16 protein-coding genes are annotated in these 19,686 nt (G+C 71.5%); 10 read left to right on the top strand and 6 right to left on the bottom strand.

Features of this window, described 5'->3' with window-relative positions; genetic code table 11:
• Window positions 1–89: 89 nt before the first annotated feature.
• From ASE20_RS12975 to ASE20_RS25575, 5 genes are all read right to left on the bottom strand, one after another.
• Window positions 90–842, bottom strand: a complete 753-nt coding sequence (locus tag ASE20_RS12975; protein ID WP_082612353.1) for an ABC transporter permease — start codon at window positions 840–842, stop codon at window positions 90–92.
• Between the two features lie 2 nt (window positions 843–844).
• Window positions 845–1,882 carry an ATP-binding cassette domain-containing protein gene (locus ASE20_RS12970; protein WP_056894940.1) on the bottom strand — a complete coding sequence of 346 codons (1,038 nt, stop codon included), beginning with the start codon at window positions 1,880–1,882 and terminating at the stop codon, window positions 845–847.
• Window positions 1,883–2,013: 131 nt separating this feature from the next.
• Window positions 2,014–2,643 (bottom strand): PadR family transcriptional regulator, encoded by a 630-nt coding sequence (locus ASE20_RS12965; RefSeq protein ID WP_056894939.1) that lies wholly within the window; start codon window positions 2,641–2,643, stop codon window positions 2,014–2,016.
• Between the two features lie 9 nt (window positions 2,644–2,652).
• Window positions 2,653–3,258 carry a helix-turn-helix transcriptional regulator gene (locus tag ASE20_RS26025; RefSeq protein ID WP_414858377.1) on the bottom strand — a complete coding sequence of 202 codons (606 nt, stop codon included), beginning with the start codon at window positions 3,256–3,258 and terminating at the stop codon, window positions 2,653–2,655.
• Between the two features lie 900 nt (window positions 3,259–4,158).
• Window positions 4,159–5,436, bottom strand: a 1,278-nt coding sequence (locus tag ASE20_RS25575; protein ID WP_235538814.1) for an ATP-binding protein, incomplete at its 3' end; no start/stop codon positions are given.
• 72 nt (window positions 5,437–5,508) lie between these two features.
• Here ASE20_RS25575 and ASE20_RS12955 point away from each other — a divergent pair.
• Together ASE20_RS12955 and ASE20_RS12950 are read left to right on the top strand one after the other, a co-directional pair.
• Window positions 5,509–6,993, top strand: a complete 1,485-nt coding sequence (locus tag ASE20_RS12955; RefSeq protein ID WP_225869111.1) for an MFS transporter — start codon at window positions 5,509–5,511, stop codon at window positions 6,991–6,993.
• 98 nt (window positions 6,994–7,091) lie between these two features.
• Window positions 7,092–8,237: an acyl-CoA dehydrogenase family protein gene (locus ASE20_RS12950; RefSeq protein WP_056894936.1), complete on the top strand. Its 1,146-nt coding sequence runs from the start codon at window positions 7,092–7,094 to the stop codon at window positions 8,235–8,237.
• A gap of 114 nt (window positions 8,238–8,351) precedes the next feature.
• Here ASE20_RS12950 and ASE20_RS12945 read toward each other — a convergent pair whose 3' ends face one another.
• Complete coding sequence (locus ASE20_RS12945) at window positions 8,352–9,392, bottom strand: LacI family DNA-binding transcriptional regulator (RefSeq protein ID WP_225869110.1); 1,041 nt, start codon at window positions 9,390–9,392, stop codon at window positions 8,352–8,354.
• Window positions 9,393–9,734: 342 nt separating this feature from the next.
• Between ASE20_RS12945 and ASE20_RS12940 the strand changes: the two genes are divergently transcribed.
• The 8 genes from ASE20_RS12940 to ASE20_RS12905 all read left to right on the top strand — a co-directional run bounded on the left by ASE20_RS12940 (window position 9,735) and on the right by ASE20_RS12905 (window position 19,651).
• Entirely contained in the window at window positions 9,735–11,285 is a 1,551-nt protein-coding gene (locus tag ASE20_RS12940; protein WP_056894935.1) for a sugar ABC transporter ATP-binding protein, read from the top strand.
• A complete protein-coding gene (locus ASE20_RS12935) occupies window positions 11,282–12,313 on the top strand; it encodes an ABC transporter permease (RefSeq protein WP_056894934.1) in 1,032 nt (343 codons plus the stop codon). Before ASE20_RS12940 ends, ASE20_RS12935 begins: the two co-directional genes overlap by 4 nt.
• Window positions 12,310–13,392: an ABC transporter permease gene (locus ASE20_RS12930; protein ID WP_056894933.1), complete on the top strand. Its 1,083-nt coding sequence runs from the start codon at window positions 12,310–12,312 to the stop codon at window positions 13,390–13,392. The genes ASE20_RS12935 and ASE20_RS12930 overlap by 4 nt, the downstream gene beginning before the upstream one ends.
• On the top strand, window positions 13,389–14,411 hold the full coding sequence (gene rhaS, locus ASE20_RS12925) for a rhamnose ABC transporter substrate-binding protein (RefSeq protein WP_056894932.1): 1,023 nt from the start codon (window positions 13,389–13,391) through the stop codon (window positions 14,409–14,411). Before ASE20_RS12930 ends, rhaS begins: the two co-directional genes overlap by 4 nt.
• Window positions 14,412–14,590: 179 nt before the next feature.
• Entirely contained in the window at window positions 14,591–14,941 is a 351-nt protein-coding gene (locus ASE20_RS12920; RefSeq protein ID WP_056894931.1) for an L-rhamnose mutarotase, read from the top strand.
• 2 nt (window positions 14,942–14,943) lie between these two features.
• Complete coding sequence (rhaI, locus tag ASE20_RS12915; protein WP_056894930.1) at window positions 14,944–16,116, top strand: L-rhamnose isomerase; 1,173 nt, start codon at window positions 14,944–14,946, stop codon at window positions 16,114–16,116.
• Window positions 16,107–18,176 carry a bifunctional aldolase/short-chain dehydrogenase gene (locus ASE20_RS12910; RefSeq protein WP_225869109.1) on the top strand — a complete coding sequence of 690 codons (2,070 nt, stop codon included), beginning with the start codon at window positions 16,107–16,109 and terminating at the stop codon, window positions 18,174–18,176. The genes rhaI and ASE20_RS12910 overlap by 10 nt, the downstream gene beginning before the upstream one ends.
• Window positions 18,173–19,651 (top strand): rhamnulokinase, encoded by a 1,479-nt coding sequence (locus ASE20_RS12905; protein ID WP_056894929.1) that lies wholly within the window; start codon window positions 18,173–18,175, stop codon window positions 19,649–19,651. The genes ASE20_RS12910 and ASE20_RS12905 overlap by 4 nt, the downstream gene beginning before the upstream one ends.
• Window positions 19,652–19,686 lie beyond the last annotated feature (35 nt).

The raw sequence follows: 19,686 nt of genomic DNA, 5'->3' as shown, positions 1-19,686 counted from the left end.
GAACGTGGACGACTGACCGGGGACCGGTCTGGGGGGTCTCACCCGGTGGCCTCGGGCCCGGCGCCCCTCTCCTCTCCTCGGCCCGCGTGTCAGGCGTTCTCCTTGCGGAAGACCGCCGTCCCCCACCAGACCGCGAGCCCGAACAGCACGAACGTCCAACCGACGCCCCACAGCATGGAGCCGTCGAAGTCGCCGAAGAACGCCCCGCGGACCGCGTCGACGACGTGCTTGATCGGCATGAAGTCGCTCAGCCGCTCGAGCCAGCCCGCGCCGAAGCTCATCGGGAGCAGGATGCCGCTGAGCAGCAGGACCGGCATCATCACGACGTTGATGACCGGCGCCATCACGTCCTCGCTCTTGACCGTGAGGGCGAGCGCGTTGGACGCCGCGGCGCAGGCGCCGCCGAGAAGCAGGGTGAGCGCGACACCGACCACGATGCCGCCGATCGAGGCGTCCATGCCGAGCACCAGGCCGAGCACGACGAGGATGACCGCCTGCACGAACAGCTGCAGCAGGTCGCGGTAGAGCCGGCCGAACAGCAGCGCCGAGCGGTGGGCCGGGGTGACCCGCTCCGCCTCGATGACGCCCTCGCGCCACTCGCCGATCAGCGAGAAGCCGGCGAAGAAGGCGCCGAAGATGCCGAGCTGCACCAGCATGCCGGGGACGAACCACGTGTACTGGTTGCCCCCGAGCTGGGCGATGACCGGCTTGAGCAGCGGCCCGAACAGCAGCAGGTAGAGGACCGGCTGCAGCATCCCGATGATCACCCACGCGGGGTTGCGCAGGTTCATCCGCAGCTGGCGGTTGAAGACGATCCACGACTCGCGGAGGAACGTGGTCACGGTCAGGCTCCTTCGGTCGTCGTGCGCGCGGTGTCGGCGGTGTCGGCGATGTCGGCGGGGGCGGCAGCGGCCTCGGCCGCCGCCTCCGCGTCGCGCAGGGACCGGCCGGTGAGGGTGAGGAAGACGTCGTCGAGCGTGGGCCGGACGACCTCGATCGACTCGAGCGCGACGCCGGAGCCGTCCAGGTCGCGGAGCAGGCCGGGCACGGCCTTGCCGGCACGGGCCACCCGGCCGCGGACGTGGTGGCCGTCGACCTCGACGTCCTGGCTGATCGAGGCGAGCTTGTCGCGGGCGACCGCGACCTGCTCGTCGGTGGTCACCTCGAGGTCGACCAGGTCGCCGGCGACGGCGGCCTTGAGGTTGTCGGCGGTGTCGCTGGCCACGATCGTGCCCTGGTCGATGATCACGATCCGGTCGGCGAGCGCGTCGGCCTCGTCGAGGTAGTGCGTGGTCAGGAAGACCGTCGCACCCTCCTTGGACCGCAGGTCCGCGATGTGCTGCCACAGGTTGATCCGCGCCTGTGGGTCGAGGCCGGTCGTCGGCTCGTCGAGGAACACCAGTGACGGTGAGTGGATCAGTGCCATCGCGATGTCGAGGCGGCGCTTCTGCCCGCCCGACATGTTCTTCGGCATCCGCTTCCAGAGTCCGTCGAGCTGGAGCTTGTCGAACAGCTCGTGTCCCTTGGCGACGGCGGCCTTCTTCGACATCCCGTAGAGCATCCCGTGGTCGACGACCTCGTCACCGGCGTAGGCGCCGGAGAAGGTCGAGCCGACCTGGGAGCAGTAGCCGATGCTGCGTCGTACGTCGACGGGCTGGGTCGCGACGTCGAAGCCTGCGACCGTGGCAGTGCCCGCCGTCGGCCTGAGCAGGGTGGTCAGCATGCGCAGCGTGGTCGTCTTGCCCGCGCCGTTGGGCCCGAGGAAGCCGACCACCTCGCCCTCCGCGACGTCGAGGTCGACGCCACGGACCGCGGGCACCTCGCGCTTCTGCTTGCCCTGCCCGGTGTGGAAGGTCTGCACGAGTCCTCGTGCTCGGATCATGTCGGTCTCCCTGTGGTCAAGGTTGAACAGCGCCAGTATTCAAACTTGAACACGGCGTTGTCAAACGCATCTCGGCCCCGCGGAGTACGACAGCACCGGCCGCCGACATTCATCGGTCCGGTGGGCGCGGGTCAGCGACCGAGCAGCGTCCGGTAGCGCTCGCGGTCGGCGTTCATCTGCCAGCCGGGGTCGTCGGCGGGCGGGACCCACGTGCTGCTGTCGAGGCGGAGGCTGCCGGACTTCATCAGCTCGATCGTCTCGCGCAGCCAGGCCAGCTCGGCCACGGCCAGGTCCAGCCAGAGGACGACGCCCCGCAGCGCGTGCGGCGGCGCCTCCGCGGGGCCGCCGGGGTCGGCGAGGCGGGCGACGAGCTGCTCGAGGGCCACGCGTCGTCGTACCAGGGAACGGAGGGCGTGCTCGTGGGGCACCAGCGGCAGCAGGCCGAAGGCGGCGCTGAAGCCCTTCCGGTCGACCACCCCGACGTCCTCGAGCCCCGCGGTCACCAGGCGCTCGAGCTCGGCCCGGCCGGACTCGGTCAGCTCGTAGACCGCGACCTCGCGGCCGCCGTCCTCGAGGTCGTGGCGGACCAGCCGGCCCTGCCGGGTCAGGGTGGCGAGGCCGTTGTAGATCGAGCCCGGCTGCAGGTTGGCCCAGTCGTCGACGCTCCACGACAGCAGCTCGCGGCGGATCTGGTAGCCGTTGACCGGCTCGAAGAGCGCGACGGCACCCAGCAGCAGCATGCGGGTGTCGTGGGCGGCCATGGCCGGATCCTACGAGCCGAGCGCGGTGGCCAGCTCGTCCCGGCCGACGCCCAGCTTGCGGTACGCGCGGGACAGGTGAACCTCGACGGTCTTCGTCGTGACGAACAGCCGTTGCGCGATGTCGCGGTTCCGCAGGCCGCCGGCCGCGAGCTCGCAGACCCGTCGCTCGGCCGATGTGAGCGCTGCCACCCCGGTCACGTCGATCCGCGCGACCCGGCCGCCGGCGAGGGCGAGCTCGGCGCTCGCGCGCTCGGTGAGGGCGTGCGCCCCGAGCCGGTGCGCGAGCTCCCGGCCGATCCGCAGCTGCTCGCGTCCCTCCGCCCGCTGTCCGGTACGACGTAGTGCCGAGCCGAGTGCGACCCGGGACCGTGCCTCCTGCAGGCGCGCCTCCGAGGCCTCGAGGACGGCGACGGAGCGGCGCAGGTCGTCGAGGCCCCCCGCGCCCGCGATCTCGCCGATCGTCCGCAGCGCGTGACCGAGCACGCCCGCGGCCGCCTTCCGCTCGGCCACCTCGAGACCGTCCCGGGCCACTGCCCACGCCTCGTCGACCCGGCCCAGGGCCCAGAGACTCTCGGCGGTCGGCGCGCGCCAGTCGCACCACGTGGGGGAGTCCATGTCGAGCGCTGCCAGTCGCTCGGCGCAGGCCTCGAACGAGGCCAGTGCCTCGTCGTGGCGGCCGGCCGCGGCCCGGACCAGGCCGCGGGCCCGGAGCAGGTGGATGCCGGTCGCGTTGGAGGGGTCCTTCGCCACCGCGTCCGGGACGTCGTCGACGGCCGCCTCCGCCTCGGCCTGCAGGCCCTGGGCGAGCAGTCCCTCCGCCCGTCCGGCCGCCGCGAGCAGCCGCAGCACCTGGCCGCCGGGGACGACATCGGCCTGCAGCAGTGCCTCGTCGAAGTCGGTGAGGCTGTCGTCGACGCGTCCGGCCCACAGGTGCGCCCAGCCGCGGGTGACCGACGCGGCGGCGTACAGCGGCACGGAGCCCTCACGGGCGGCGTGCTCGAGCCCGCGGGCGCAGAGGTCGGCCGTGGCCGCGTACGCGCCGGAGCAGGCGAGGTGGGTCCGGGCGATCGTCCAGTCGAACGGGCTCGCCGTCTGCTCGGGTGTCAGGCCGTCGCCGATCGCGCGGCGGGCCAGCTCGCCGGCCTCGGCGATGGGTGCGCTGGAAGCGTTCGACACCGACGCCTGCTGGATGAGGAGCAGCCGTTCGCCGGGGGTGTCGCCGGCGAGGTGGCCGTGGGCGGCGAGCCGGGCACGCGCGTCGGCCACCGCAGCCGGGACCGTGAGCGCGGCGGCCACCAGCATCGCCTCGGTCACCAGGCGCAGGTCCCCGTGCTCGGGGCCGAGGCCCTCGAGGGCGTCCGCGAGGAGGGGCACGGTGCGGTCGTAGAAGCCGGCCACGTGGTAGGCCGCCGCGAGGGCCAGCCCGCACTGCGCCCGCAGGACGGGGTCGGACACGCCCTGGCCCGCCCGTTCCAGCGTGATCACGGCCGCCGGGTCGCCGGCGTGCAGCTCCGNCCCGAGGGCGACCAGCAGGGCGGGCAGGTCCGCGGCGGGCGGCGGCTCTGCGACCGCCCGCCGCAGCAGGTCGACGGCCACGTGTGGTGCGCCCTGGCCGAAGGCGGTCAGCGCCGCCGTGTGGAGCAGGCCGACGGCCCAGGCGTCGCCGACGCCCTCGACCTCGAGCAGGTGGCCCGCCGCGGCGTGCACGTCCTCCTCAGCCAGGATCCGTGCGGCCCGACGGTGCAGCCGGTCGCGTGCGGCCGGCGCGGTGCTGGTGCTGACCGCGGACCGCAGCAGCGCGTGCCGGAAGGCGAGTGGCCCGTCCGTGGCGAGCAGGCCCGCGTCGCGCAGGGCGTCGGCCGCGTCCCCGGCGGAGGCGACGTCCAGGTCCGCCAGCGCCGCGGCGGTCCGCAGCGGTGCGGAGTCCAGGGCGGCGAGCGCTCGCGCCAGGGACTGCTCCGCGGGCGGGAGGGCGCTGAGGCGCTGGATCACGGTGTCCACGACCGAGCCGGGGACGAGGGTGCGCACGGCATCGGCGGTCGTCGTACCGGGGCGGGCGGCGAGGAGGTCGCCGAGGGCCACCACCAGGAACGGGTTGCCGCCGGTCACTTCTGCGCAGGCGGCAACCACGGCGTCGTCGGCCTCGGCGCCCCAGCGCTCGGCGAGGCAGGCCCGCACGCCGTTCGGGCTGAGCGGCGCGACGTCGAGTCGTACGGCGCGGGTGTCCGCCAGCACCGCGGCCAGCGCCGGCCGCCGGCGGTCCGGCAGCACGTCGCGGGCCGCCACGACCTGCAGCACCGGCAGGTCCTCGAGCCGGGCGAGCAGGTGCTGCAGGAACAGCAGTGACGCGTCGTCGGCCCAGTGCGCGTCGTCGACGGCGAGGACGAGCGGCCCCTCGGCGGTGAGCCCGTCGAGCAGCCAGTACAGGCTGTTGAGCATCACCGACTGGTCGACGGGCTCCGCCCCCGGCCGGTGCAGCACCAGGTCGACCGCGGGACGGGCAGCCCCGTGCGCGATCGCCTCCAGCTGCGCCGTCGTCAGGCCGGCCAGTGCGCGCGAGAACAGCTGCCGGACGACGCCGTACGGCGCGTGCGCCTCGAGCTCTCCCGCGGTCGCCCACAGCACGCGCACCGGCCCGGTGTCCTCGAGGATCGCTCCCAGCAGGGCGGTCTTCCCCGCCCCGGCGGGCGCGACCAGGCAGAGCGCGCCGCCCGTGCCCGCGCGCAGCCCGGCGACCCGGGACCGCGCGGTGGCCAGGCTCGTCTCCCTCTCGACGAGTCGGTGCTCCGTCACGGGAACACGCTAGTGATTCCGTGGCCATCGGTCTCGGGAATGCCCCGCCCGGACCGGCAGTTGCAGGGACACGTGACCTCCCCGACCGCTGCGCCCATCACCCGTGCCAGCGTCGGGCTGCGGAGCGACCGTGGTCCGATCCTCGCCTCGGTGATGCTCAGCACCGCCCTGGTCGCGATCGACACGACGATCCTCGCGACCGCCGTGCCCGCGGTGGTGGAGGACCTCGGCGGGTTCACCCAGTTCCCGTGGCTGTTCTCGACGTACCTGCTGGCGCAGGCGGTGACCACGCCGATCTACGGCAAGCTCGCCGACGTCTTCGGCCGCAAGCCGCTGATGCTGCTCGGGATCGGGCTGTTCGTGCTCGGGTCGGTGTTGTGCGCGCTCTCATGGAGCATGACCGCGTTGATCGTGTTCCGGGCCGTCCAAGGCCTCGGCGCCGGGGCGATCCAGCCGGCGGGCGTGACGATCATGGGCGACATCTACTCCGTCGCGGAGCGCGCCGTCGCGCAGAGCTACGTCGCGGGCGTGTGGGCGACGGCCGCCGTCGTCGGTCCGACGTTGGGCGGGATCTTCTCCGAGCAGCTGTCGTGGCGCTGGATCTTCTGGATCAACGTGCCGTTGGGAGCGCTCGCAGCCGTCGTCCTGGCCCGGCGCTTCCACGAGACGGCGGCCGGTGACGCCCGCGCTGCCCAGACCGAGCGGCGGCCGATCGACGTGACCGGCGCGGTGCTGCTCGCCGGGGCCGCCGTCCTCCTGCTGCTCGGCCTGCTCGAGGGCGGCCTCCGCTGGGCCTGGTGGTCGCCCGCCGGCGTCGGCATCTTCGCCGCGGCGGCGGTCCTGCTGGCCGCCTTCGTCGCCGTCGAGCAGCGCGTGGCGGACCCGGTGCTGCCCCTGTGGGTGTTCCGCCACCGGGTCCTGAACTCCGCCAATGTGGGCGCTCTCATCGTCGGCATGCTGATGCTCGGCGTGACGTCGTACGTCCCCGTCTACGCCCAGCGCGTCCTCGGCGCCGGGGCGGTCGTCGCCGGCCTCGCCGTCGCGGCGCTGGCCATCGGCTGGCCGATCGCCGCGAGCACGGCCGGCCGGGTCTACGTCCGCTGGGGCTTCCGCCCCTGCCTGCTCGCGGGCTCCCTGTTCGGGCTCGCCGGCACCACGATCATCGCGCTCGTCGGTCCCGGCAGCCCGGTCTGGCTCATGGCGCTCGGCTGCCTGGTGCTCGGCCTGGGGCTGGGGTACGTCGCCAGCCCGGGCATCGTCGCGGCCCAGTCCGCGGTGCCGTGGCACCACCGCGGCGTCGCCACCGCCACGAACATGTTCGCGCGCTCGGTGGGCAGCGCGATCGGCGTCGCGCTGTTCGGTGCGGTCGCCAACGGCGTCGTCGCGTCCCGTCTCGGCGGTGGGCACCACGCGGGCGACGCCGACCTGGACGCGCTGCCGGTCGCCGTCCTGGACCCGGCGCTGCACGCCGTGTTCGTCGGAGTCCTGATCGCCTCGCTGGCGCTCGTCGTCGCCGGCCTGGTGATGCCGAGGAAGTTCGAGCCGGCCGCGGCCTGAGAGCGCTCACACCGCGGCGCGGCGACCAACGCCGCGGCGGGTTTTCTTGTGCGCGACGACAACGACCGCGCATGTGACCCGCGAGTAGAGTCCGCGTCATGAAGCGTGAGATCTACGACGAGGACCACGAGGCTTTCCGCGCATCCGTCAAGGAGTTCGTGGACCGATCCGTGCTGCCGCACACCGAGGAGCACATCAAGGCCAAGGCGCTGCCGCGCGAGTTCTGGCTCGACGCCGGCAAGCAGGGCCTGCTCGGCCTGTGCATCCCCGAGGAGTACGGCGGCGCCGACGCCGGCGACTTCCGGTTCAACGCGGTGCTGCAGGAGGAGCTGGCCAAGGTCGGCGCCGCGTACCCCACCTGCCACGGCATCCACGCCGACATCACGGCGCCGTACATCGTCGAGCTCGGCACCGAGGAGCAGAAGCAGCGCTGGCTCCCGGGCGTCGCGTCCGGCGAGATCGTGCTCGGCATCGGCATGACCGAGCCCGGCGGCGGCTCGGACCTCGCCGCGCTGAAGACCACGGCCGTGCGTGACGGTGACTCGTGGGTCATCAACGGCTCCAAGACCTTCATCACCAACGGCTACTCGGGCGACCTGTTCGTCACCGCTGTGCGGACCGACCCCGAGAAGGGTCCGAAGGGCATCACCCTGTTCGGCATCGAGGCGACCGCCGAGGGCTTCTCGCGTGGCCGCAAGCTCGACAAGGTCGGCATGGAGGAGTCGGACACCGCCGAGCTGTTCTTCGAGAACGTCCGGCTCACCGACGCCGAGATCATCGGCGAGCTCAACATGGGCTTCATCCACATGATGCAGAAGCTCCCGCAGGAGCGCCTGGGCTGTGCGGTCGCCAACATCGCCCACGCCAAGCAGATCCTCGAGGAGACGATCCAGTACGCCAAGGAGCGCCAGGCCTTCGGCGCCCCGATCGGCACCTTCCAGCACAACAAGTTCCTGCTGGCCGACCTGGTCACCCGCATCGAGGCGGCCGAGGCGTACATCGACAAGTGCGTCCTCAACCACTCGCAGAAGACGCTCACCGCGATCGACGCGGCCAAGGCGAAGTGGTTCTCCTCGCAGGTGCAGTCGGAGGTCCTCGACCACTGCGTGCAGCTCCACGGCGGCTACGGCTTCATGAACGAGTACCGCGTCGCCCGCGCCTGGCGCGACGCCCGCGTCACGAAGATCTGGGCCGGCTCCAACGAGATCATGAAGGAGCTCATCGGCCGCGACCTCGGCCTCTGAGTCACCTTCTCGAACCAAGCGCAGGGATCCCCGCCTAGGCGGGGATCCCTGCGCTTGGTGACGGTTGCAACCGTCACCAACCGCAAGAAACCGTCAGCGACCCCCCCGGGCAGATCAGCCCGTCGTCGACCGTCGTACGACGAGCTCGGGCTCGAGCACGATGTCCCGGACCTGCGCGGCGGGGTCCTCCATCGCCCCCAGCAACAGGTCGGTGGCGACCGAGCCCATCTCCTCGCGCGGCTGGCGCACCGAGCTGAGCGGGATGGCGGCGGACGCGGCGAAGTCGATGTCGTCGTAGCCGAGGATGGCGACGTCGTCGGGCACCCGGACCCCGGCGAGGGTGAGTGCCTGGAGCACCCCGAGTGCGACCAGGTCGTTGGCCGCGAAGATCGCGTCCGGCCGCTCCCGCGCCGGCAGTGCCAGCAGGGACTCCGCGCCCCGGCGGCCGGCATCGGCGTCCATGGTGCCGGTCTCGACGAAGCGCAGCACGGTGCCGGGGTGCTCGGCGACGACCGCCTCGGCGCCGCGGAGACGGTGCTTGATCTGGGTCAGGCCCTGGGGGCCGCCGATGAACGCGATGCGCCTGCGGCCGGCCTCGATCAGGTGGGTGGCGGCGATCCGGCCGCCGCGGACGTCGTCGACGGCGACGGAGGAGAACTCCCGTGATCCGGTACGACGATCGACGACCACGACCGCCGTACCCCGCTCGCGCAGGCGGCGCAGCCGGGGCAGCACCTTGCCGACGGGGGAGATGAGCAGCCCGCTGACGCGCTGCTCCTCGAACAGGTCGAGGTAGGTCGACTCGCGGCCGGCGTCCTGGCCGGAGCTGCCGAGGATGAGCGGGCGCCCGTGCTCGCCGAGGCGCAGCTCGACACCGCGGGCGACGTCGGTGAAGAAGGGGTTGCGGACGTCGAGGACGACCATGCCGACGGCGCGGTTGGTGCCGGCGCGCAGCTGGCGGGCGGCGTCGTTGCGGATGAAGCCGAGGTCGCCGATCACCTGCTGGACGTGGGCGAGGGTGGCGGGGGAGACCTTGTCGGGCCGGTTGAGGACGTTGGAGACCGTGCCGACCGAGACGCCGGCCGCGGACGCGACGTCCTTGACCGAGACGCTGCGCCCCTGCTCGCCCGATCGGGCGTTCGCGATGGTGGACACCTGTCCCTCCTTCCGTGTGGAGTCACCCTAGTGCCGCGTCCCAGGAGTTCTTGGGCGCTTCGCGCACCCACAGCACGCACCTCGCGGCGTTGCCGACGCTTGCGAGACGACCTGGTGTGGCTGCGCGCCGGCGCCTTGCGATGCACGCACCATGCGCACGCCAACCATCCAACAACTCCTGGGACACGACACTAGGACCGCAGGGCACCCGAACCTGTGGATTTGATTCGTTTCAAGAAAGTTTCGGTGGATGTCTTGACGCTTGTGACGGCAGTCACCTACCGTCCTGCTATCCGCTATTGAAACCTTTCAATCGCCGATGTCAAGAGCTTGAGGAGTGAGATGACGACAGCAACCGGCACCGAGGGGCGCACCGCGCCGACCCTCGAGCTGCGAAGCGTCGCGAAGTCCTTCGGCGCCGTCGCGGCGCTGCGTTCCGGCACGCTCGAGGTGGCGCCGGGCTCGATCCACGCGCTGGTCGGCGAGAACGGCGCGGGCAAGTCGACCCTGGTCAAGATCGTCGCCGGCGTGCACCGCCGCGACTCGGGCGTCTTCCGCCTGCTGGGCGAGGACGTCGACTTCGGCTCGACCGCCGACTCCAAGTCCGCCGGCGTCGCCGTGATCTACCAGGAGCCGACCCTCTTCCCGGACCTGTCTGTCGCCGAGAACATCTTCATGGGCCGGCACCCGCTGGGCCGTGGCCGCCGCATCGACCGCACCCGGATGTACGACGAGTCGAACGCCCTGTTCGCCCGCCTCGGCGTCACGATCGACCCGCGCCGGGTCGCCAACGGACTCTCCATCGCCGACCAGCAGCTCATCGAGATCGCCAAGGCCATCTCGCTCGACGCCAAGCTGCTCGTGATGGACGAGCCCACCGCGGCCCTCAGCGGCAACGAGGTCGCGCGGCTCTTCGCCGTCGCCCGCAGCCTGCGCGACGAGGGTCGCGCGCTGGTCTTCATCTCGCACCGCTTCGACGAGGTCTTCGACCTCTGCGACACGGTGACCGTGATGCGCGACGGTGCCTACGTCTCCACCCACCTCGTCGCCGAGACCACCGAGGCCGAGATCGTCTCGAGGATGGTCGGCCGCGAGGTCGCCGAGCTCTTCCCGAAGACGCCGGCCGCGATCGGCGACGTCGTCCTCGACATCCAGGGCCTCGGGTCCACGGGCGAGTTCCACGACATCTCCTTCCAGGTCCGCGCCGGCGAGATCGTCGGCCTGGCGGGCCTCGTGGGCGCCGGCCGCAGCGAGATCGCCCGGGCCGTCTTCGGCGTCGACGGGTACGACGAGGGCCGGGTCACGCTCCACGGCAAGGCCGTCCCGAAGAAGCAGCCCCGCGCCGCGATCCGTGCCGGCATGGCCTTCGTCCCCGAGGACCGCCGCCAGCAGGGCCTGGTCATCGAGGGCTCGGTCGCCCGGAACATCGCCTCGGTCATCCGCGGCGGACTGGCCAAGGGCGGCCTGCTGACCGCCGCCGCCGAGAACAAGGCCTCCGCGCCCTGGGCCTCCCGGCTGCAGGTGAAGACCAGCGCCCTCGACATGCGCGCCGCCACGATGAGCGGCGGCAACCAGCAGAAGGTCGTCATCGCCAAGTGGCTCGCGACCGACCCGAAGCTGCTGATCATCGACGAGCCGACCCGCGGCATCGACGTCGGCACCAAGGCCGAGGTCCACCGCCTGCTGTCCGACCTGGCCGGCCAGGGCCTCGCGATCTTGATGATCTCCTCCGAGCTGCCCGAGGTGCTCGGGATGGCCGACCGCGTCCTGGTCGTGTGCGAGGGCCGGCTCACCGCCGACATCGCCCGCGAGGACGCCACCCCCGAGAACGTCATGGCCGCCGCGACCCGGTCGGCCCCGACCGCCCCGCCCACCAAGGAGCCGGTCTCATGAGCACCGCCACCCTCCACCCGTCGCAGGAGAGCGCCGCCACCCGCGTCGTGCAGACCCTGCTCCGCTCGCGCGAGCTGGCCATCGTCATCGTGCTGGCGCTGATCCTGGTCGTCGCCACCACGCGCCGCAGCTCCTTCGTGTTCAGCGCGGACGGCTGGCGCGACACGCTGCTGGCACCGTCGATCCTGCTGCTGCTCGCGGTCGGCCAGATGGTCGTCGTGGTCACCCGCAACGTCGACCTGTCCGTCGGCTCCACGCTCGGCATCACGGCCTACGCCACCGGCAAGATCTTCGTGAGCAACCCCGAGACCTCGGTCCTCGTGGTCTTCGCCGCCGGCCTCGCGCTCGGCGCCGTGGTCGGCGCGCTCAACGGCCTGCTCGTCACCGTCTTCAAGGTGCCGGCGCTCGTGATCACGCTCGGCACGATGTACGTCCTGCGTGGTGCGCTGACCCACGAGGTCGGCAGCGACCGGATGACGGCCGGCGACTACCCGGCCCACTTCGAGAAGCTGGGCAACCAGCAGGTGCTGACGATCCCGGTGCTGACGATCATCGCGCTGGTCGTGGTCGCCCTGGTCGGCTACTACCTCCACACCGCCCGCGGTGGTCGCGAGCTCTACGCGATCGGGTCCGACCCCGACGCCGCCGACCTCTACGGCCTGCCGTCCGGCCGCCGCGTCCTCGGCGCGTTCGTCCTCTGCGGTGCGCTCGCCGGCCTGGCCGGGGTGTTCTCGGCCGCGCGCTACGCCACCGCGTTCTCCGGGACCGGCTCCGGCATCGAGCTCCAGGCCGTCGCCGCCGTCGTCATCGGCGGGGTCGCCATCTTCGGCGGCAGCGGCACCGTCTGGGGCGCGGCCATCGGCGCCTTCCTGCTCGTCACCATCAACCGGGCGCTCCCGATCCTCGGCATCAGCGAGTTCTGGCAGGGCGCCGTCGTCGGGGCGCTGATCATCGGCTCGATCGTTCTGGACCGCGTGCTGAGCATCCGACGTACGCACAAGCTCGTGGAAGCGAGGGACCACGCATGAGCACGGCCACTGCCACGGAGGCCCGCACCTACCCGGCGTACTCCCGCAACCTCGCCGCCCGCCTGCTGCTCAACCGGGAGGCCGCGGTGATCGTCGGCCTGGTCGCCGTCTACCTCTACGCGATGGGCAACGTGCCCTTCTTCGACGGCCCGCTGACGATCTTCAACCTCAGCAAGGAGTACGCGCCGATCCTGCTGATGGCGCTGCCCATGACGCTGATCATCATCACCGGCGAGATCGACCTCTCCGTCGCCAGCACGCTCGGTGCGAGCGCTGCCATCACCGGCGTCCTCGTCGTCGAGCACGACCTCTCGCTGCCCCTGGCCGCGTTGGTCGCGATCCTCGTCGGTGCCCTGCTGGGAGCGCTCAACGGCTTCTTCGTCGCCTACGTCGGGCTGCCGTCGCTGGCCGTCACGATCGGCAGCCTCGCGCTCTACCGCGGTCTCGCCGAGGGCCTGATCCAGGACAAGCGGATCTCCGGTTTCCCGGAGGGCTGGCAGGACTGGCCCACCGAGCGGATCGGCACGTCGCAGTACCCCAACATCCTGATCCCGATCGCGGTCCTGGTCGTGCTCTTCGCGCTGCTGCTGCACTTCACCAGCTTCGGCCGGGGCGTCTTCGAGATCGGCCTGAGCGACGAGGCCGCGCACTTCTCCGGCGTCAACGTAGCGCGGACGAAACTGGTCCTGTTCACGCTCAGCGGCGCGGTCGCCGCCTTCGCCGGCGTCTACGTCGCGCTGAAGTCGAACTCCGTGGCCACCGACACCGGCAACGGCTTCGAGCTCAAGGTCATCGCGGGCGTGCTGCTCGGCGGTGTCTCCATCTTCGGCGGCCGCGGGGCCCTGCACGGCGTCGTCGCCGGCGTGCTCCTCATCGCCGTTCTCAACTCGGCGCTCCAGCTCGACGGCCAGGGCTCCGAGGTCATCCAGATCATCATCGGCCTCCTGCTGGTCGGCTCGGTGATCGCCTCCAACTTCCTGCCGCGTATCCGGGCCTTGATCCCGCGGCGGGCTGCGGCCTCCACGACCGCACCACAGACGCCGGCAACCGGCGACGAAACCCGAAAGGTAAGTCAATGAGGATCAACTCCAAGCGGTTTGCCGCCGGCGCCGCGCTGGCGCTGGTCGCCTCCCTCGGCCTCGCCGCCTGCGGTAGCGACGACAACGGCTCGGGCGGCGGCGACGGTGGCGACATCACCGTGACCTTCCTCCCCAAGAACCTGGGCAACCCCTACTTCGACACCAGCGACGCCGGTGGCGAGAAGGCGGTCAAGGAGTTCGGTGGCACCTACGACGAGGTCGGCCCCGACACGGCCGGTCCCGACGCGCAGGTCAGCTTCATCGACACCGCCGCCGCCCAGGGCATCAAGGGCCTCGTCGTCTCGGCCAACGACCCGACGGCGCTCTGCGACTCGCTGGACGCTGCTCGCGACGCCGGCACGAAGGTCGTCACCTTCGACTCCGACACCGACGCCGAGTGCCGCGACCTGTTCATCAACCAGGCCACGTCCGAGGGCATCGCCAAGGTCCAGGTCGACATGATCGCCGAGCAGATCGGTGACGCCGGCGAGATCGCGATCCTCTCCGCCGCGGCCAACGCGACCAACCAGAACGCCTGGATCAAGCTGATGGAGGAGGAGCTCAAGAGCCACCCGGACATCAAGCTCGTCGACACCGTCTACGGCGACGACGACGACCAGACGTCGTTCGACAAGACCGCCGCGCTGCTCGCCGACCACCCGAACCTGAAGGGCATCATCTCGCCCACCACGGTCGGCATCTCCGCCGCTGCGCGCTACCTCTCGACCTCGAAGTCGAAGGGCAAGGTCTTCCTGACCGGTCTCGGCACCCCGAACCAGATGCGTGACTACGTCAAGGACGGCACCGTCAAGGAGTTCGCGCTCTGGAACCCGGCCGACCTGGGCTACCTCGCGGCGTACGCCACCAAGGCGCTCGTCGACGGCGACATCACCGGCGCCGAGGGCGACAAGTTCACCGCCGGCGACCTCGGTGAGTTCACCGTCGGCGAGAACGGCTCCGTCCTGCTGGGCGACCCGTACCGCTTCAACGCCGAGAACATCGACGACTTCGACTTCTGATCGGTCAGGTCCGAGCGAAGCGAGGACCTGAATAGCCGATCAGGTTGAGGAGGGACCGGCAGGCCCGAACGAAGTGAGGGCCAGCCGGATCCCGTCTCGAAACCCAGTCGTCAGCGCCGCGGATCCGTCCGCACCACTCCACCAATCACCACTCGCAGGAACAGGAAGGAGGCTCACCCATGCCCCGCTACTGCTTCAGTCTCCAGGTCCGTCCTGACCGGATGGAGGAGTACGCCGAGCGCCACCGTGCCGTCTGGCCGGACATGCTCGCCGCACTCGAGGAGACGGGCTGGCGCAACTACTCCCTGTTCCTGCGGGAGGACGGGCTGCTGATCGGGTACGTCGAGTCCGACGACCTGGTCGCCGCCCAGGCAGCCATGGCCGCCACCGAGGTCAACGCCCGGTGGCAGGCCGAGATGGCGCCGTACTTCACCCAGCTCGAGGGCGCACCCGACGAGGGTTTCGTCGCCCTCAACGAGGTCTTCCACCTCGACGACCAGCTCGCTCGCGTCTCTTCCGAAGGCAACTGATCATGACAAGCCAGACTGGCTTCGCCGCCATCGCGGCCCGGCTCGAGGGCCAGGCCATCGAGCTCCCCTCCTGGGCGTTCGGCAACTCCGGCACCCGCTTCAAGGTCTTCGGCAGCGCGGGGACCCCGCGCTCGGTCGAGGAGAAGATCGCCGACGCCGCCACCGTGCACCGGTTCACCGGCCTCGCGCCGAAGGTCGCCCTCCACATCCCGTGGGACGAGGTCGACGACTACGCCGCGCTCCGCGCCTACGCCGGCGAGCAGGGCGTCGAGCTCGGGACCATCAACTCCAACACCTTCCAGGACGACGACTACAAGTTCGGCGCCCTGACCCATGTCGACCCGAAGGTCCGCCAGAAGGCCATCGACCACCACTTCGAGTGCATCGACATCATGCACGCGACCGGTTCGCGCGACCTGAAGATCTGGCTCGCCGAGGGCAGCAACTACCCCGGCCAGGCCGACCTCCGCGGCCGCCAGGACCGGCTGGCCGAGTCGCTGTCCGCGATCTACGACCGGATCGGCGAGGAGCAGCGGCTCGTCCTCGAGTACAAGTTCTTCGAGCCGGCGTTCTACCACACCGACGTCCCGGACTGGGGTACGTCGTACGCCCAGGTGAGCGCCCTCGGCGAGCGGGCCGTGGTCTGCCTCGACACCGGCCACCACGCGCCCGGCACCAACATCGAGTTCATCGTGATGCAGCTGCTGCGCCTGGGGAAGCTCGGCTCGTTCGACTTCAACTCGCGCTTCTACGCCGACGACGACCTGATCGTCGGCGCGGCCGACCCGTTCCAGCTGTTCCGCATCGTCTTCGAGGTGATCCGCGGCGGCGGCTACGGCCCCGACAGCGACGTCGCGTTCATGCTCGACCAGTGCCACAACGTCGAGGACAAGATCCCCGGCCAGATCCGCTCCGTGCTGAACGTGCAGGAGATGACCGCGCGAGCGCTGCTCGTCGACCGTGAGGCGCTCGACGCCGCGCAGTCGTCCGGAGACGTGCTCGGCGCCAACGCCGTGTTCATGGACGCCTTCTACACCGACGTGCGCGGCGACCTCGCCGCGTGGCGCGAGGAGCGCGGACTGCCCGGCGACCCGATGAAGGCGTACGCCGAGTCCGGCTACCAGGCGCAGATCGAGGCCGCCCGTGTCGGCGGCACCCAGCTCTCGTGGAACTGAGGAAGATGATGACGAACCCCGCCGCTGCCGCGCTGATCGCGCGCTCCAACCGCCTCGGCGCCGACCCCAAGAACACCAACTACGCGGGCGGCAACACCTCGGCGAAGGGCACCGAGACCGACCCGGTCACCGGTGAGCCCGTCGAGCTCCTCTGGGTCAAGGGATCCGGTGGCGACCTCGGCACCCTGCAGGAGTCCGGCCTCGCCGTGCTCCGCCTCGACCGGATGCGCAGCCTGGTCGACGTCTACCCGGGCGTCGAGCGCGAGGACGAGATGGTCGCCGCGTTCGACTACTGCCTGCACGGCAAGGGCGGCGCCGCGCCGTCGATCGACACCGCCATGCACGGCCTCGTCGACGCCGCGCACGTCGACCACCTGCACCCCGACTCCGGCATCGCGATCGCGACCGCCGCCGACGGCGAGGCGCTGACCAAGGAGATCTACGGCGACAAGGTCGTCTGGGTCCCGTGGCGCCGGCCCGGCTTCCAGCTCGGCCTCGACATCGCCGAGATCAAGGCCCAGAACCCGCAGTCCATCGGCTGCATCCTCGGTGGCCACGGCATCACCGCGTGGGGCGAGACCAGCGAGGAGGCCGAGGCCAACTCGCTGTGGATCATCGACACCGCCGCCGCCCACGTCGCCGCGCACAGCAAGGCCGAGCCGTTCGGTCCCGCCCTCGACGGGTACGCCGCCCTGCCGGACGCCGAGCGCCGGGCCCGTGCCGCCGCGCTGGCCCCGACGATCCGCGGCATCGCCAGTGCGGACCGCCCGATGGTCGGCCACTTCACCGATGCCGACGTCGTCCTCGACTTCCTCGCCAGCAGCGAGCACCCGCGCCTGGCCGCGCTCGGCACGTCGTGCCCGGACCACTTCCTGCGCACCAAGGTGAAGCCGCTGGTGCTCGACCTTCCTCCGAGCGCCTCCGTCGAGGACAGCATCGCGCGCCTGCACGAGCTGGCCGTGGCCTACCGCGAGGACTACCAGGGCTACTACGACCGCAACGCCGTCGCGGACTCGCCCGCGATCCGCGGCAAGGACCCGCTCATCGTGCTGGTGCCGGGCGTCGGCATGTTCAGTTTCGGCAAGGACAAGCAGACCGCCCGCGTGGCCGGTGAGTTCTACGTCAACGCGATCAACGTGATGCGCGGCGCCGAGGGCCTCTCGACCTACGCCCCGATCGACGAGGCGGAGAAGTTCCGCATCGAGTACTGGGCGCTCGAGGAGGCCAAGCTCCAGCGGATGCCGAAGCCGAAGCCGCTCGCGACCCGGGTCGCGTTCGTCACCGGCGCTGCGTCCGGCATCGGCAAGGCCACCGCGGCCAAGCTCGCCGCCGAGGGCGCGTGCGTCGTCATCGCCGACCTGTCGCTGGAGAAGGCGCAGGAGGCCGCGTCGGACATTGCTGGTTCTCTGGGAAGCGGCGCCGACGTCGCCGTCGGCGTCCAGGTCGACGTCAGCGACGAGGCCGCGGTCCAGGCCGCCGTCGACGCCGCGGTCCTCGCCTTCGGCGGGGTCGACCTGGTCGTCAACAACGCCGGTCTCTCGCTCTCGCGCTCGCTGCTCGAGACCACCGAGAAGGACTGGGACCTCCAGCACGACGTGATGGCGAAGGGCTCCTTCCTCGTCGCCAAGGCGACCGCGAAGGTGATGATCGAGCAGCAGATGGGCGGCGACATCGTCTACATCTCCAGCAAGAACTCGATCTTCGCCGGTCCCAACAACGTCGCGTACGGCGCCGCGAAGGCCGACCAGGCCCACCAGGTCCGGCTGCTCGCGGCCGAGCTCGGCGAGCACGGCATCAAGGTCAACGGCGTGAACCCCGACGGCGTGGTCGCCGGCTCCGGCATCTTCGCCAGCGGCTGGGGCGCCAACCGCGCCGCGGTCTACGGCGTCGAGGAGAAGGACCTGGGCAAGTTCTACGCCCAGCGCACGATCCTCAAGCGTGAGGTGCTGCCGGAGAACATCGCCAACGCCGTCTTCGTGCTCTGCACCGACGAGCTGTCCCACACCACCGGCCTGCACATCCCGGTCGACGCCGGGGTGGCCGCCGCCTTCCTGCGATGAGCGGCGCGGTCCGGGTCGCCGCCGTCGACCTCGGCGCGACCTCCGGTCGGGTCATGTCCGGCCGGATCAGCGGCGAGCGCGTCGAGATCAACGAGATGCACCGCTTCCCCAACGGGGCGGTGCGGGTGCGGGGCTCGCTGTTCTGGGACGTCCTCGGCATCCACCGCGAGGTGCTCCGGGGCATCGGCGAGGTGGCCCGGACCGGACCGCTGCACGGCGTCGGGATCGACTCGTGGGCGATCGACCACGGCCTGCTCGACCGCGACGGCCAGCTCCTCGGCCAGGTCTTCAGCCACCGGGACGCCCGCGTCGACGGCGTCGCCGACAAGGTCGTCGCGGAGGTCGGTGCGGCCGCTCTCTACGGCACCACCGGCATCCAGCAGCTGCCGTTCAACACGCTCTACCAGCTGGTCGCCGCCCGCGGCTCGGCCGCGCTCGAGTCGGCGGAGACGATGCTGCTGCTGCCCGACCTGCTCGGGTACTGGCTCACCGGCGTGGTCGGTGCCGAGCGCACCAACGCCTCGACCACCCAGCTGTACGACGTCCGCTCGGGCACCTGGGCGGTCGACCTGTGCCGGGAGCTCGGGCTCCCCTGGGGGATCCTCCCTCCCCTGCGGGATCCCGGCTCCCTGCTCGGGCCGCTGCTGCCCGACGTCGCCCACGAGCTCGGCGTCGCGGCCGACGTACCCGTGGTCGCGGTCGGCTCGCACGACACCGCCTCGGCGGTCGTCGGTGTCCCGGCCGAGGCGAAGGACTTCGCCTACATCTCCTCCGGCACCTGGTCCCTGGTCGGCCTCGAGCTCGACCAGCCGGTGCTGACCGAGGAGGCGCGGCTCGCCGACTTCACCAACGAGATCGGCGTCGACGGCACGGTCCGCTTCCTCAAGAACGTGATGGGCCTCTGGGTCCTCTCGGAGTCACTGCGCTCGTGGAGCGAGCGGCGCTACAAGGACGTCGAGCTGCGCTCGCTGATCGCGGCCGCGTCGGAGTTCGAGCCGCTGCGCACGGTGGTCGACATCAACGACCCGCGGCTGCTGTTCCCCAGCACCGCCGCCGACCCCATGCCCGAGCGGATCGCCGCGCTGGCCGCCGAGGCGGGCGAGGTCGTCCCGCACTCGCCCGTCGCGATCACCCGCTGCATCGTCGACAGCCTCGCGGTCGCCTACCGCCGCCACGTCCGCTCGGCCGCTGCCCTCGCTGGTACGTCGCCCGAGGTGGTCCACGTGGTCGGCGGCGGGTCGCAGAACGAGGTCCTCTGTCAGCTCACCGCCGACGCGTGCGGGCTGCCGGTCCTCGCCGGCCCGGTCGAGGCCGCCGCCCTCGGCAACGTCCTCGTCCAGGGCCGTGCGCTGGGGGCCGACCTGCCCGACCTGCCGGCGATGCGCGACCTCGTCCGGCGTTCGTACGACGTGCGCCGCTTCGAGCCGCGCGACGGGATCGACTGGGACGCCGCGGAGGCCCGCGCCCTCCGCTGAACCCGCTCCTTCCACCCCTCCCACCTCGCCCGGAA

Source organism: Nocardioides sp. Root240 (genome assembly GCF_001428825.1).
Lineage (GTDB): Bacteria > Actinomycetota > Actinomycetes > Propionibacteriales > Nocardioidaceae > Nocardioides.
Note: the sequence above shows the minus strand (reverse complement) of the source record. Positions and strands in the feature narration are given on the sequence as shown.

What these genes read in the sequence shown, in the direction of transcription:
- ASE20_RS12970 (WP_056894940.1), bottom strand. Translation starts at nt 1,882, where the DNA reads ATGATCCGAGCACGAGGACTCGTGCAGACCTTCCACACCGGGCAGGGC.
- ASE20_RS12965 (WP_056894939.1), bottom strand. Translation starts at nt 2,643, where the DNA reads ATGGCCGCCCACGACACCCGCATGCTGCTGCTGGGTGCCGTCGCGCTC.
- ASE20_RS26025 (WP_414858377.1), bottom strand. Translation starts at nt 3,258, where the DNA reads ATGGACTCCCCCACGTGGTGCGACTGGCGCGCGCCGACCGCCGAGAGT.
- ASE20_RS12950 (WP_056894936.1), top strand. Translation starts at nt 7,092, where the DNA reads ATGAAGCGTGAGATCTACGACGAGGACCACGAGGCTTTCCGCGCATCC.
- ASE20_RS12940 (WP_056894935.1), top strand. Translation starts at nt 9,735, where the DNA reads ATGACGACAGCAACCGGCACCGAGGGGCGCACCGCGCCGACCCTCGAG.
- ASE20_RS12935 (WP_056894934.1), top strand. Translation starts at nt 11,282, where the DNA reads ATGAGCACCGCCACCCTCCACCCGTCGCAGGAGAGCGCCGCCACCCGC.
- ASE20_RS12930 (WP_056894933.1), top strand. Translation starts at nt 12,310, where the DNA reads ATGAGCACGGCCACTGCCACGGAGGCCCGCACCTACCCGGCGTACTCC.
- rhaS (WP_056894932.1), top strand. Translation starts at nt 13,389, where the DNA reads ATGAGGATCAACTCCAAGCGGTTTGCCGCCGGCGCCGCGCTGGCGCTG.
- ASE20_RS12920 (WP_056894931.1), top strand. Translation starts at nt 14,591, where the DNA reads ATGCCCCGCTACTGCTTCAGTCTCCAGGTCCGTCCTGACCGGATGGAG.
- rhaI (WP_056894930.1), top strand. Translation starts at nt 14,944, where the DNA reads ATGACAAGCCAGACTGGCTTCGCCGCCATCGCGGCCCGGCTCGAGGGC.
- ASE20_RS12905 (WP_056894929.1), top strand. Translation starts at nt 18,173, where the DNA reads ATGAGCGGCGCGGTCCGGGTCGCCGCCGTCGACCTCGGCGCGACCTCC.